Origin of the sequence: Saccharopolyspora hattusasensis, from assembly GCF_050972075.1 — a bacterium.
GTDB lineage: Bacteria > Actinomycetota > Actinomycetes > Mycobacteriales > Pseudonocardiaceae > Saccharopolyspora > Saccharopolyspora hattusasensis.
The window spans coordinates 1,296,583-1,312,527 of record NZ_JBPCDC010000001.1; the positions used below are offsets into that span (position 1 = coordinate 1,296,583).

A 15,945-nucleotide genomic window follows, 5' to 3' on the forward strand; every position below is an offset into this window, starting at 1 on the left:
CCCCGTCGCCCGCAAGCCCGCAATAGCGTCCTCCAACGCACCGGCCACCTGCCGGGCGTGCCGCACATCCGCCACGTCCAGATCCGCGGCGCTACGAACATCGGCAAGCACCGACGCCAACGCGCCAAGACGAACGATCCGACGCCGATCAGCGTCGCCCAGCGCACCATCCCCAGCCACACCCAGCTCGTCGCGGCCGAACCGCCGGACCAACTCATCAGCCAGCATCAACGGACCCACCGGCACAAGATCGGCCGCCTCACGCGCCGCCCGAATCTGCCCGGCCAGCTCCATAGCACGGGTCTGGAGCTGCTCCAGCCGATCCGCCACCAGCGCATCCGCCGGCCGCAACAGCACCAGGCCGCTCTCCATATCCCGGAAGACCTGCGCACCGGCAACCGACGCTATCCCGTCGGCCAGTACCCGCAGATCCCCCCGGTACCAACTCGGCAACGACGCCAAATCCTCCGTCATCTCCTCCACAGCCCGCCGCAACGCAACCACCGCGCTCTCGACATGTTCAGTCACCAAGCGGCGCTCCGTATTCCAGGCCCGCTCCAGCCTCTCCCACCGCACCATGTGGAATAAGACCAATGCGCGATTCAACTGCCGGGCCAGTCTCCCTTCCAGGGGCACCTCTTCCGCACGTGCCTGCGACATGATCAGGTCGGCCAGATGACGCACATCGTCGTCAGTCACCGCACGCGCAGCAGCGCCCCCGAACCGGTCCCCCGGGCGGAGACGCTCCTCCCACAACTGAACCACCGACCGCAGATACTCAGTCAGCCCCGCTTCGTCCAGTTCGGCAGGCATCGGACCCAGCCGGTCGTCCACGCCCACCAGCCGCAACCCCCGCAGGCGCGGCCCCAGCTGATCAATGTCCGCGGCCTGCCGCAACTGGTCCAGAGTCGGCCGGTCGCCATCCCTGGCCACCGCCAACCGCGCAACGTTGGTCAACCATTTCCACCCCTGACTCACAAGCTCGTCCAGGTACCGCCGATTCAGATTCTCAAACTGTGAATCCACGCCAACAACCACTTGGGCCACAGCGCGTCCGCCACCGTGCTCCTCCGCCAACGCCACCAGCGCGGCCACGGCAGGATCGCTCACATCGGCGCTGGCCTCCTGGATCAGCCATTCACCGGTGATCTGGAGATCAGCCAACGAGTCCACACGAGAATGGTCGGTCGGCCGCCAAGGCGTCTCCCTCTCCTCCTGGAGGTTAGCCCGGAAAACATCGACACGAGCCAGCAAGCCCCTCCGGTTGTTCGCCTCCAGCCGCACACGTTCGTCAGCCAACCGGCCGTCAATGGACTCCAGAGCACTCAGCGCTGGATCGCCGGTGAGCTTCACAGGGGCCGCCTGATCGCGCCAAACACGCCGCAAGGTTTCAAAGCTGACCTCACCCAGAAGCTTCGCGGAATCGATGAACTTCACCAGCGTCTGCACGTCCGCATCCGACACCGGCCGTTTGTCAGCCGGGTTGAAGTCCCGCACCATCTGCCGCACATGATCGATCGTGACGCTCTCGCCAACATCCGGATAGCGGCGCCGAACCGCGTCGAACAGCCGACGAATGTCACGCAAGTCCGAGAAAGCCCCTCTCCACCAAAATCCGAGGGGAGGCGGATCGTCACCCGGGTCCCTGCCGAACACGTCCAACATCAGCCGGGCGATGGTGACCAAACGCTGCTCGTAATTGGTCACCCACCGCGGACTGAGCCGCCGGAAGCCCGTCTCCTGATGATGCAACCCGATCGTTTCGGCCAACTCAGCCCAGCCGCGTGCCCTATGCGCGTAATCCGCCACCACGCGCCACGCCTCCTCCGCACGGCGGTCCACATCAACCGGACCCGTCGCACCATCCGCGCGACCTTCCCCGACAACCCCCGGACGACCGCTGGACCCAGCCACCGCACCTGAGCCCACCGAATCCGCTTCATCCGAATCGAACTGCCACCCTCCCGAGGTCGCCTGGGAAGCCGCGTCGCCCTGTACCGAGACAGCACCACCATCCACAGCAGTCTCCGCGGCGGACACCGTTTCCTCGGCCGCCGTGTCGTCATTCAGGTGCACCGGGTGCGGCAATCCCAAACCACGCGGTGTTTCCGCATCGAGCGGGAACCCATCCGGCCCAAGCTCCACCGGTTCATCGACCCCCGGCAGGTACTCCAGCACCCGGCCGGTCGGCGGTTCCTGCAGCCGCATCACACCATTCGCCGTCACCACCGCCGTGGTCGTCACCATCGCGAGGGAATCACCAGTGCCTGGCCCGATCCACGTCAACCCACCCACACCATGCCGCACCCGCGAATTCAGTAGCTCCTTCAACTCCGTCACATACTCCGGCGACACCGCACACGCGAACAACCACACCGACGCCCCAGCCTCCGGATCCCAGTTGGGTGACCGGCGGATCACATCGGCCAGCGTGCGCGCATCCACCGGCCGCCCATCCACCAACACCCCACCACGTCCATCACCACGCGCCACCACCACAAACCGGTCAGGTCGAGACGAGATCCGCCGCGCGGCGCCAAGAAGAAGATCATCATCGGAAAGCCCGGACCGCAGGAACAAACCGGCCCGGATCGCACTCACCCCCATCTCCGCGATCTTCAGACCATACAGTCGCTGCAGAAACGCCTGAGCATCCCCTGTACGGTCCTGAGCATCCCCTAAATGACTTCCATTCGTCAGCCACCAATGCACCACCGCCCTCCGCAATTGATCATCCTGCATTCTCCCGAAGCGCTGGTCTACGTCAAGGAACGCTTGGACCACCGAAGCTGGACCGGACAGATCTTCGAACTGCTGCAACCAGTCGGCTGCCTCGAAAATATTCCGCAATTCCAGTTTCGCGGCATTTCGGAGCCGCTCAAGAGCATCCGAAGCTACCTGTACCCGGCTGCGGATCTCTTTGACCTGCACCCCTTCTAGAGCCGACCACTCCGCGATCTTGGCTTCATATGCATACCGCAGGTCAGCGTATTCCTCCACCACCGCCAAAATCTGCCGTAGAGACCCCGCCGTAGCTTGCAAATCGAAGATCAGCTGCTTCCTGACATCCTCGAGAACTTGGCGACCCCAAGTCCTAGATCTGTTGAACCGAGCCGCCAAAGCGTCGGCTTTGTAATTCCCGCGAAGCGCCTCCTCGCGCCCCTCAGTCTGCAGCACCCGTGTGACAGCAGCCTTGTCCCGCAAACCACTAAGCGCCACGCCAACCGCCAGGCGCCGGTGATACTCCTGCACTGATTCAGAAGTTTTCTCGCGGGGATTCCGGGTAACCGTGGCGGAAAGCAACTTGTTGGCAGTACTCGGATCCGCACCGTCGCTCAGGTCACCAGCCAGGTAAGAGACCAGTTCCCACCGCAACTCCTGCAACTGCTGATCAGCCTGCGGGTTCGTCATCAACTGCTGCTGCTCCTGCGGTTTATCCCGCAGGTTCTCCAGCTTCTTCAGCAACGCGTGTGCCATCACATCCCGGAACGGCTCCGACTCCGCGAGAGGCCCCAAGACCCGGTCCGCGACAGCGTACAAACCGTCCACGACGCCTTGATCTTGTTCGTCGGCGACCTGGCGCAACGCCCTACCGGCCTCCGCGAGCCTGCGCTTTACCGAACTAACCCGAGAGTCCAGCGCTGGATCAGCCTCGACCGTGCTCATCATCGGGACAGTAACGGCCGCAGCCTCCGCCTGGTTCGAGTACGCCCTCTGCAACTCCTCAACAGCAGCGGCAGCATCCGATACCCGACCACGGATCGTTTTGACCTGCGCCGAATCTAGACCCCGCAACCACTTCTCGATCTTGGTTTTATATTGTTTACGCAGGCCAGTGTTCATCTTCGGCTCCGCCAAAATCCGCTGCAGCGACCCCACCATAGCCTTCAAATCGGAGGCCAGCTGCTTCCGGACCACCTTAAAAACATTGAAACCCCAAGCCTCAGATCTCGCGAACCGAGCCCCCAAACCGGCGGCGGTGATGTATTCCGTGCGAAGCGCCTCCGCAATCGCCTCCTTCCGCAGCGCCTCGTTGACATCCTTGTCCCCCAAACCACTAAGCTCCCTGCCAAGGAGCAGGTGCCGCGCATAAATCTGGTGTGCGTCAGCTCGATCGGCTCTAGGCTCTGAGGTCACCGTGGTGTCGGCAGTGCTCGGTTCCGGACGGCCGCTCAGGTCACCAGCCAGGTAACAGATCAGTCTCCACCGCAACTCCTGCACCTGCTGATCAGCCTGGGGGTTCGTCATCAACTGCTGCTGCTCCTGCGGTTTATCCCCCAGGTTCTCCAGCTTCTTCAGCAACGCGTGTGCCATCACATCCCGGAACGGCTTCGACACCGCGAGAGGCCCCAAGACCTCGCCCGCGGCAGCGTACAAACCGTTCACGCGATCTTGATCTTGTTCGCTGGCCAACGCTTGACCGGCCTCCGCGAATTCCCGCTTTATCAGGTATTTCTTCTCTTCCGTTCTCACCGCCTCGATCTCGTCGTGAGTCAGACCGCTCACCACCACGCCAAGGTCACCAAGGTCACCGGCCAGGTAATCGGCCATTTCCCCCCGCACCGCCTCAGCACCGCGCGCGTCGTCCGGATGCTCATCCAACCAGTGCGCCAGCACAACCCGGAACCGCTTCGACTTACTCAACGGCCCTAAAATCCTGTCCGCATCAGACAACAACCGGACCACACGACCACGATCCGCGCTCCTGAGCCACTTACGCAAATGCGCCTTAGCCCGGTTGTATCGCTCGTCCCAGTCCCGCACCGCCAACTCACGTAGTTCTTGATACGACTGCGGGTCCCCCACCGCCAACTCACGTAGTTCTTGATGCAACTCCACGATGCCCTTGCCATTCTCCGGAGGACTCAGCATGTAGTGCGCCATCACATGCCGGAGTTCTGCAGGGACCCCAAGAGCTCCCATGCTCGGCTTCACCGCATCGATCAGACCGTCTACGCCTACGTCCACCCCGTCTACGCGAACTTTTCGCCCCTCATTGCGCATTCTCTGCAACCCCGCCTCCGCGTCAGCGATCCGCGCCCTCAGCTCGGCCGCCGCAGAAGGCTTCCCTGAGCCTGCCGCCTGATTCAATCCACCGGAGCCGTGCGACTGCGACGGATCCTCGCCATAACCCCGCGCAAGCTGTTGTTCCTGACCTCCATGCGTCACGAGCGCATCTTGCAACTCTTGAAGAGCATCGGCAGCTTCCGATGCCCGATTACGGACCGTCGGGGTATTCGCCGAATCTATGTTATTCAACCACTTCTCGATCTCGGCTTCATATTTGTTCCGCAAGCCATTCATCTCCGGCTTCGCCAAAATCTGCTGCAGCGACCCCACCGCAGCCTTCAAATCGGAGATCAGCCGCTCCCGGACCTTCGCAAAAACACGGGAACCCCAAGACTCAGATCTCGCGAACTGAGCTGCCAAACCGGCGGCGGTGGTGTATTCCGTGCGAAGCGCCTCCGCAATCGCCTCCTCCCGCAGCACCCTGTTGACATCCGCGTCCTCCAAACCACTAAGCTGCACGCCAAGCTTCACGCGCCGCTTATAAACCTCCCGTCCGTCAACTCGATCGGCTCCAGGCTCTGAGAGTCCCTCTGAGATCACCGTGGTGTCGACAGTGCTCGGTTCCGGACGGCCACTCAGGTCACCAGCCAGGTAACAGACCAGTCTCCACCGCAACTCCTGCACCTGCTGATCAGCCTGGGGGTTCGTCATCAACTGCTGCAGCTCCTGCGGTTTATCCCGCAGATCCTCCAGCTTCTTCAGCAACGCGTGTGCCATCACATCCCGGAACGGGATCGACTCCGCGAGAGGCCCCAGGACCTCGCCCGCGACAGCGTACAAACCGTTCACGAGAGCTCGATCTTGTTCACTGGCCAACGCTTGACGGATCTCCGCGAATTCCTGCTTTATCAAGCTTACGGCCGCAGCCTCCGCCTGATCCCGAGCACGATCCGCCTGCCAACGCTCCTGGACGCTCGGCCACACCAGGCCCCTATCCGGCTCCGGACCCGCGCCCGCACTCACGGCCGACGCCGCGAGCCTCAGACCATGCAGTCGCTGCAGAAACGCCTCCGCATCCTCTAACTGACCGCCATTCGTCACCAGCCGATGCGCGACCGCATCCCGCAATTGAAGATCACCCTGGAATTCCCCGAAAATCTGGTAGAACTCGCCGTCCTCAACCTCTCGACCGTACCGAGCTTGCAGTTGCGCGAACCCGCCTCTCGTTGTCTCGTAAATCCACCGCAATTTCTGCACGGCGTAGTTTCGGTACTCCCCCCGAAATTCCTCAACAGCAGCGACAGCTTCCGATGCCCGATCAAAGACTGTCTTGGTTTGTGCCTTATCTATATTATTCTCCCACTTCTTAATCTTGGCGCGATAAGCATTCCGTAGGTTAGTGATTGCCGCCGCCTCCGCCGCCGCCTCCGCCGCCGCCTCCGCCTCCGCCGCCTCCGCCTCCACCTCCACCTTCACCAAAATGTGTCGCAGAGACTCCACCGAATTTTCCAAATCGGAGGACAGTTCCTTTTTGACTTTCTCAAGAACACTGGCACCCCAATTCTTGGCTCTGTTGTATCGTTCTCCCAAACGTTCGGAGGTGTACCACCTGCGACACGCCTCCGCAATTGCGTCGCGCCGCAGCATTTCGTTGACAGCAGTATCGTCCCGCAAACCACTAAGCACCTTGCCGACCGCTATGTTCCGCTGATAAATCCTCAGTGCTTCAGATCGATTTTTATTAGGCGCCCGGGTGGCCGCAGCGGGACGCGAGTTGTCGGCAGTGCTCGGTTCCGGACGGCCGCTCAGGTCACCAGCCAGGTAACAGATCAGTCTCCACCGCAACTCCTGCACCTGCTGATCAGCCTGGGGGTTCGTCATCAACTGCTGCTGCTCCTGCGGTTTGTCCCCCAGGTTCTCCAGCTTCTTCAGCAATGCGTGTGCCATCACATCCTTGAACGGCTTCGACTCCGCGAGAGGCCCCAAGACCTTGTCCACGGCAACATACAAACGGTCCACAGCATCAAAAACAGCGATATCTTTCCACTCGTCCAACTCCACCACGGCCCGCACGCATCGCTCATCCCAGTCCCGCACCGTGTCCACCTCCGCCTGCACCGTCTCGATACGCTCCTGCAGGGCCGTCAACTCCCGGTGCTGAGCCGAATCCAACTCCCGCCCCGGCTCCAACGCCGCCTCCAACTCCGCCTTCTGAGCCGCCAGCGCCGCCAGCGCCGCCAGCTCCGCCAGCCCTGCCTCAATCCGCTCAGCCCGCTGCTCCCGCTCCGTCTGGTGCCCGGCATGACCCGCGGCTTCATCCGCCGGCACCGCAGCATGTGGCTGTGAAGGCCCGCCCCTTTGGCCCGAACTCCCACCCGCCGCAGAAGACTCCCCGAACTGTCCCGCTGCCTGACCCTCCGGCCCCGGACCCGGACCCGGCTCCGGACCCGCGCCCGCACTGATGCCCGTCATCGCCATCCAAATAGCGGCCAGCCTTCCCCGCACCGCGTCAACGGGCTCCGCACGCTCCGCGGCTTCATCCGGAGACAAAGGATCGTTCATCATGTTCAAGCTATTGGCCATCACCCTCACAAGCTCCGGCTCCCTATTAAGAGGCGACCCCAACTTGTTCTCCGCCTCCGCCAACAAACGGCGCTTAGAGTCGCTAGAAAGCGCTACCAAGACGCTCTTGGCGTGCCTTTCCAGTCCCCTCAGATTCTCAGCAGCGGCACGACGACCGGGACGGACAACATCAGCCGACCCCCCACCAGGCGACTCCGCAACCCGCCTCTCCTCCTCCAAAATCCCCCGGAGAAGCCCCCCTTCCAAATCGGAGACCGGCTGCTTCTTGACAGCACCAAGTACCTCGCGACCCCAACGCTCGGATCTGTTGTACGAATCCCCCAACTCTTTGCCGGTGTAATACGGCCAACGACGCACGTCCTCAGATGCCTCCTTCCGCAGGACCTTGTTGACATCAGCTGCGGACAAACCACTAAGCGCTCTGCCGGCCGCCACGTGCCGCCGAAAAATCTCCTTTCCTTCAGCTCGATGGTCTCTAGGCGCCGGGGTCGCCGTGGCACGACGCAAGTTGTCGGCAGTTCTCGGCTTCGCACCGCCACTCACGTCACCAGCCAGGTAACAGACCAGTTTCCGCCGCAACTCCTGCACCTGCTGATCAGCCCGCGGTTTCATCAACTCGCGTGCCATCACATACCGGAACGGCTTGGACCCCCCGAGAGGCCCCAAGACCTTGACCGCGTCAGCGTACAAACCGTTCACGCGAGCTCGATCTTGTTCGCTGGCCAACGCTTGACCGGCCTCCTCAAACGTCCGCCTTACCGAACTAAACTCAGAAATAACGCGCAGCGCTGATTCATAAGCGTCCCCGCGCACCATCGGTGCCACAGCCTCCGCCTGGTTCCCGGCACGAGCTGCCTGCTCTTGTGCTCTCGCCTCCTCGAACGCGTCGCGAGGCAAACCACTCACCGCCATGCCAATGCCAGAGTCACCGCCCAGATAACCGGCCAGATAACCGGCCATTTCCACCCGCACCGCCTGAGCACCGTGCCAGTCACCCGAATGCTCACCCAACCAGTGCGCCATCACAACCCGGAACCGCCCGGACGCCTTCAGCGGCCCCAAAACCGCTTCCGCATCAGCCAACAACCGGTTCACAACATCATCAAAATCAGCGATCTCTTTCCACTCCTGCAACTCCACAACGGCCCGCTTGTATCGCTCATCCCAGTCCTGCACGACCGCCTCACGGAGCGTGTCCACCTCCGCCTGCACCGTCTCGATATGCTCCTGCAGCGCCTTCAACTCCCGGTGCTGAACCGGATCCCACGCCCGCCCCTCCAACATCACCTCTCGGATCGGATCGAACTTCTGCCCCGGGAACTCCACCTCCTTCCGAGCCGCCAGCTCCGCCAGCTCCGCCAGCCCTGCCTCAATCCGCTCAGCCCGCTGCTCCCGCTCCGTCTGGTGCCCGGCACCACCCGCGCCCTCACCCACCGGCACCACAGCATGTGGCTGTGAAGGCCCGCCCCTTTGGCCCGAACCCCCACCCGCCGCAGAAGACTCCCCGGACCGTCCCGCTGCCTGCCCCCCCGGCCGCGGCCCCGGACCCGGCTCCGGACCCGCGCCCGCACTGATATGCGCCAGCCCGATCATCTGGCGCTCCCGCTCTACACGCAGCCGCTCCGCGACAGTTTCATCATCCGGGGACGTCAGGTACTGATGCGCCATCAGCACCCGAGCCTTCAGACTCTCCCCAGACCCCAAAATACTGTCCGCGTACGCATACGCCTCGGCCCGCCTGCCCGGGTCAGCCCCCTTCAACTCACGCAGCGCAACCCCGAAAGCACCACCGTCCCCACCAGTCCCCTCGACGGGCAACGTTCCCCCCGACGGCGAGCCTCCCCGCAAGAGACTAAGCCGGGCCAGCAGCGCCTCCCGTGCCTTCTTGCCGAGACCGCCCCCGGCGTCATCGGTCCCCGCATCACTCACATCCGGCTCCGGACCCGCGCCCGCACTGATATGCGCCCCCGCCCTCCAAAAATCGGCCAGCCTTCCCCGCTCCGCGGCAACACGCTCCGCGACTTCCTCCGGAGACAAGCCGTCCATCATGTCCAAGCTATGAGCCATCACGCTCACAAGCGCCGGCGTCCCATTAAGAGGCGCCCCCAACTCCTCCTCCGCCTCCGCCCACAACGACTTGCGCTTTTCCTCGTCAGTCAGCGCCAGCGCCTCCAAGTACCTGTCAGCCTGCTCGCTCAGTACCCGCAGATCCGCCGCAGCATCAGCCGACCGCCCACCAGACAACGCCGCAACCCGCCTCCCCTCTTCCTCTCTGTCCCTCTTCCTCTTCCTAGAAGCAAGCAAGCTCTCCCTGTTCTGTTCGCGCCTCTGCTCATCGTCCACCGCAATCTCGCGCAAATCCGCCTCCGCAGCCGTTTTAGCCCGCTCCAGCTCCTTCCACTTCGTTTCCTGAGCCGCATCCCACTCCGCCCTCGGCACCTCGTTCAACTCTGCCTGCCCAGCCACAGCCTCCGCCCGTGAAGCCTCCAACTTTGCAATCCGCTCAGCCCGCTCCTCCCGCTTTCTGGCCTTCCAGTTTCTGACCCTTTCCCGCGCCCTGTCCTCCTTTTCCTCCTCGGCCTTCTCAAGGTTCTTAAGCGTGTCCACCTCCGCCTGCACCGTCTCGATACGCTCCGGCAGCGCCTCCAATTTCGCCTGCCGAACGTGATCCCACGCCTTCTCCTGCGCCGACTCCAACTCCGCCTTCTGAGCCTCCAGCTTCGCCAGCTCCGCCAGCCCTGCCGCAATCCGCTCACGCCGCTCGGCCCGCTCTTGTTTGACACGAATCCGCCGGTCCTTGAGACGCGCTGCTATCTTTTCCTTCCGCTCCTTTTCCAACTCCTCCGGCACCGCCGCGGTACTCTGCTGGATGCCCGGTTTGCTGCTCAGCCTGTCCGCCAGCGCCCGGGAAAACTCCACCACCTGGTCCCGATGATCCTCGCCGAGCTCGCGGTACTCGGCCGCGACCAGCGCCACCACACCCTCCAGCGGCACGACAGCCTCCCCGCGAGCCAACCGCTGGAAATCATGCGTGTCCCGCACAATCTTCCGCGCCGTCTTCTTTTCGCTGCTGGACAAGCGCAGCGTCTTCGTCCGGGCGATCTTCCATTCCAGTTCCTGCTGCGTCCACTGCCCGACCGGTTTCCCGCCGGTATCCCGCACCGTGCCCGCCCCGGCATCGTGTGTGATCGCCGCGGGCTGTCCCTCCCGAGCCACTGACCTCTCCTGGGCAGACGCCGTCCCGGCAGCCCGCACCGTGTCCGCCGGCAAGCCCACCGTGTCCAGCGCCGCGCGCCCCTCCTCGGACACCCCCGCCAAATCCTCCGCGTTCAGCACCCGCCGGTCATCCACCACATCCGGCAACGGCCCCCGTGACCCACCCCGCGCGGACTCCGCGCCGCCGCCACGCAGCTCAGCCCCCCCATCCACCGAAGGCTTCAGTTCACCGAAGGGCACCGGGGCGGGCTCCACACCGGACGCGGACGGCCGTGCCGGTCCGGCCCCGGCGTGGATGACCGGCTCGCTGCGCCGCGTACCCAGCATGTCCGCCAGCGCCCCGGAAAACTCCACCACCTGATCCCGGTGCTCCGGGCCGAGGTCGTGGTACTTGGCGGCGACCAGCGCCACCACATCCTCCAGCGGCACAACAGCATCCCCGCGAGCCAACCCCACGACGTCATGCGTGCCCTGCACAATCTGCCCGGCTTTCTCCTTTTCCATGCTGGACAACTCCAGCTGCTTCGCCTCGGCGATCGCGCGGCGCAGTTCCGACGGCGTCCACTGACCCACCGGTATCCGACTGGTATCCCGTACCGTGCCCGCCCCGGCATCGGGTGCAGCGGCCGCGGGCTGTCCCTCCCCAACCACCGACCTCTGCTGGGCAGCCGGTGCCTCACCCCGGGCCACCGGCTCCCCACCGGAGGCCGGGACCGTCGTCGAGGCGTCCGCCAAGCCGGCCACGCCCCCACTCCGCCCGGCGGCGAGCACCGCGGCACCAGGCCCAGCCAGCAGCTTGGGACGAGAACCATCCGCGGGGAATACCGTTAACTGCGGCTCGCGCCCGGCCTGTCCCGGCGTCATCGCGACAACGTTGCGGCCCAGATACTGCGCCAGTGCCGACCCTTGACCCGATGGCACCACCACACCCGCGTCCGGATCGCTGTCGGACACCAGCAGCACAGGCCCGCCCGTGGAACCCGCGACACCGTCCGGCATGAACTCCGCCAACCCCAACCTGCCACCAGCAACCACATTCGCGGGCACCGGCACCCGCACCGTGTCCGCCGGCAACACCGCCGGCAACACCGCCACCGGATCCCGATGCACAGACGACGCCGCCTGCGACCCCTCCCCCGGCAGCGTCACCGAATCCGGCGACACCACCGCCTCGTCCACAGCGGGATCCCCATCACGGCCGGCCACCCCACCCGGCGACCCCGGATGCCCCCCAGGCACACCACTGCCGGAAACAGACCCGGACCCGACAGCCTCCGGGCGCGCGACATCCGCAGACACACCACCGTCGGAGCCCACGACAGACCCGGACCCGACAGTCCCCGGACGCGCGGCATCCGCAGGCACACCACCGGGGCCCACGACAGACCCGGACCTGACAGTCTCCGGGCGCGGGGCATCCGCGGGCACATCAGACGTATGTGGGGTCACCGTCGGGAAGTCCGGTGTCTTCGAGGCAGACACCTCCAGCGGCCGCTTCCCAGGCACGGCCTGATCGCCACCGGGACCCGGACTGTACGGCGGCGGCGGTGTGCCCGGCCGGTCCGGACCAAAACCCGACACCCCACCGGAATATGCCGGTGGTGGTGTGCCCGGCCGGTGCTGCCCGGCACCCGGCCCCACCGGAACATCACCGGCCGCGTCCCTGCCCGGCACACCGCCATCGGCACCCCGCTTACCGTCCGTACCGTCCTTACCGTCCGTGCCGTCCTTACCGTCTGTGCCGCCCACAACAACGGCAGACACCACAGCGGAACCGGGCACCACCAGGCCATCACCAGAAGACACCGACACCGCAGCCGAATCCACCGACCCGGTATCCGAGAACACAGAGTCCACATCAGACACACTCGAGGAATCCGACCCGGCCCCGGAATCCGAGCCCGCCCAGCCATCCCATCGCGAACCATCCGGTCGCGAGGCATCGGATGGGATGAACGTGCTGTTTTTGTCTGGGGAGCCAGGGATGTCCCCTGTCTGCGACCCGGACCCTGCCCCCGGCAGCGGGGTCTTCTCCCCACCGGACCCGCCACCATCGTCGCTGCCGCCCCCACCCCGGCCGGTGCCCTCGAGGTACGGGCTCGGGCCTTCCGGGTGCAGCTTGCCCCGCAACGCCAAACCCGCCAGGTTGCCCACACCGCTGAACACCGTCTCGAAGAAACCCGCCGTCAAACTAAACGGGTTCCAGGTCACCTTCTGGCCCGTGGCCGCCGCATACAACGCTTCCCCGAACAACTCCGACAACGAGCCCGCCACCGCCTCCCCCACGCTATGCCCGAACCGCGCCAGCCACATCGCCCCCACCGACATCCCCGCATAGTTATCCAGGCTCTTGCCCACCGCGTCCGCGAACTTCGCCATCGCCGATACCGGATACAACTCCGCGTGCTCGGCCACCGCTTTCTTCACCGCCGCCTCCAGGATCGCCGCATCCACGTCATCGCCCAGGCCCTTCACCAGGACCTTCGTCAACGTGTTGCTGACCAGACCGCCCACCGCCGACATCGGCAGCGCCACCAACGCCGAGAACGCCCCCATCCCCGCCGCCTGCTCGGTCAGCGTCCTATCCCACTTCTCAGCCGATTCCTCACCCCACATCTGCAGCTGGGCCTGCACGTCCGGCAGCACGTTGAAGACCACACCACCAGCCGCCATCATCGCCAACCGCATGAACAACTGCCTCCACCAGCTCGTCAACAAAAACCGCATCACCGCCATCCGCGCCGCCAGCCACGCCAGCGTCGCACCAGCGGTCGCCCCCGCAAACTGCATCGCCCACGACATCTCCACCGCCAGCAATTCCAGGCTATAAATCGTCACCAGTTTCAGATACCGCACCTGCTGCGACGTCTTCCGCACGAACACCGCTAAATCCAGTAACCCCGCCTGGCCCGAGGACAACAACCCATCAAAAATCCCCAACCCGTCCGCGAACCGGTCCGCCGCTTTCCCCGAAAACTCCGTCCGCACCTTCCCCACCAACTCCGCCACCAACGCCCGCACCTCACCCAGCCCCGCCGCACCCGACTCCAACGCATCCGCCACCGCGAACAACACACCCTCATCCGCATCCGTCATATCCTCACCGGTCAACACCTGAAAAAGCCGCCTCACCCCCTCCGGCACCATGATCGACGAAAACATCACACCCACCCCATCCTCAAACCAGCGACTAGAAAGTCTTGAGCCGCCCCGGTCCGTCCCCGGGTTTCATCTGTGGGGAAGAAGAAAGTCGTGTCTCGTTCCAAGAACCACCCGCCGGAGTCACGTGAGCGGGCTGTCCGAAAGGCCGCCGAGGCTCGCGGGGAGCATGCCCCGCAGCGGTCAGCGATGCAGGCGCTGGCCGATCCACCAGGTGTCGGGACAGCCGAGACGGCGCGCAGATGGGTTCGCCACAGCGAGACCGACACCGCGGCGCGTGCGGGTGTAGCGTCCGAAAAGTCAGCGGAGTCGCAACGGCTACGCCAGGAGAATACGGAACTCAAGCGCGACAACGCGATTCTCACGGCGACGTCGGCTTTCTTCGCCGTCGAGACCGACCGGCCACATCGCTGATCACGGAGTTCATTGCAGACCACCACGACCTCCGCAAGACGCGCCTGCGGTAGCGCGTCGAGTCGACCCGTGCCGCGCTCCTGAACTTGGTGCGAAAGCCCGACGCCCCGCACAGCTGTCCCACAAGTAAAGGTCTCCAGCCCCACCTGGGCGATTCGCCCTGAGCGAGGTTGGCGAATCCAGTCGAGAAACCTGTCCGTGACATCAGGAAACGGATGTGGGGCTGCCAGCAGAAACCAACGTTCCTGACCAAGCATCGCCCCTCACCACTTCTCATCATGCGCGATTCAACATCGCACACGCAACATCGGAACGATGTTGCCAGACAACACGGCACTCCACCACGAAAGACCGACAAGTGTGCCCCTTTAACCCGGGCGACAGAAGAAAAGAGGCATCGGCCTCGCTCCGACACCGAGCTTGTTCGTGACCTCCATTGCGACCGGTGCAGGGTGCCGTTGCCGCAGGTCGGGTGTCGTGAGTGCGAAAACGGGCTCCAGCCCGTTTTCGCACTCACGACTGGTGACCAGGCACGATGGCTCTACACGTGCAGGCCGGTGATCTACACAGTTCGGTCCGCCCCAGGTACCCACCGCAGGCCGTGACCTACGGCCCCATCGAGAATTGCCCGCCCACCACACTGGTCATCGCCTGGCCTTCTCCCGCAGCCGCGGCGTGGCTGTAGGGCGCGCGGCCGCCGCCGAGCTCCGCAGCGCGGGGACGGTCGTTGAGACGGTCAAGCGGCTGTGACAGGCGTCTCGCCATAGGCTGCCCTGGGTTGAAACGCAGGGCGTGTGCAAGGTTGATCTGAGGGTTGCGGGGGATTTCTGTCCAGGTGGGACGCGAGACGAGGGCGCGGTTTCCGGTAGGAGATCATCGGGTTGTCCGAGCCGTGACGGTCTATCCAGGAGCCGCGCTCTCGTGTTCTTGGCTTCCCTGATTCCGGTTGTGCTTGACCGGCCCACCCTCACAGTCGAGTCCATGCGGGGTCGTGTGGACGGACTCTGGCGGGCTCTGGAGGCGGTGGGCGGCGAATCCTGTATGGGTTTGCCGTTGCTGCCGTTGCTGCCGTTGCTGCCGGCTCTGGCGGCCCTGCCGGCCCTGGCGGTGAACGCCGGTGCGGAGACGTTCATCGAGTCCGCCTCGGCGGAGAGAACCCGCAAGTTCCATTGAAATCGAACCTTCGATTTCAATGGAACTTGCGGACCGTCGGCGTGTCGCACCCCGACACGCCGATGCCTGTGGACAACCTCCGCAATTTCAATGGAAATCGTGGGCGGGCACGGACGTGCCAGGACCCGCAGCCTGGAAGGTCCTTGTTCTGGACGGAAACCTGCGAACCGATCTGCTCGGGGCCCGGCAGGGCATCCGGATGGCGCTGGCGCCGCCCGAACGGCAAAGCCGCCGGTATCGAAACGGTCCACCACCTGGCCAACCTGCCACCCACCTGGCCAACCTGCCACCCACCCCTAGCCAGCGGCACGTCGCGGAGTCGATCCGCATCCGCCTGGAATCCCTGCATCAGATCCTCAAACGGATCCATCCCCCCGAAGTCCCTGATTC

At 64.5% G+C, this 15,945-nt stretch carries 3 protein-coding genes (1 of these 3 only partly in view); 2 read left to right on the plus strand and 1 reads right to left on the minus strand.

What is annotated here, in order from left to right; genetic code table 11:
• Window positions 1-13,971 carry the beginning of a DUF8616 domain-containing protein gene (locus ACRXBZ_RS05540; protein ID WP_433878101.1) on the minus strand. Its footprint begins 21,114 nt before the window's first position, so 13,971 of the gene's 35,085 nt are visible here — the first part of the coding sequence; its start codon is at window positions 13,969-13,971; its stop codon lies off the left edge, out of view.
• A 90-nt stretch (window positions 13,972-14,061) separates the two neighbouring features.
• Here ACRXBZ_RS05540 and ACRXBZ_RS05545 point away from each other — a divergent pair, with 90 nt between their 5' ends.
• Entirely contained in the window at window positions 14,062-14,382 is a 321-nt protein-coding gene (locus ACRXBZ_RS05545; RefSeq protein ID WP_433878102.1) for a hypothetical protein, read from the plus strand.
• A 921-nt stretch (window positions 14,383-15,303) separates the two neighbouring features.
• Window positions 15,304-15,555 (plus strand): hypothetical protein, encoded by a 252-nt coding sequence (locus ACRXBZ_RS05550; RefSeq protein ID WP_433878103.1) that lies wholly within the window; start codon window positions 15,304-15,306, stop codon window positions 15,553-15,555.
• Window positions 15,556-15,945 lie beyond the last annotated feature (390 nt).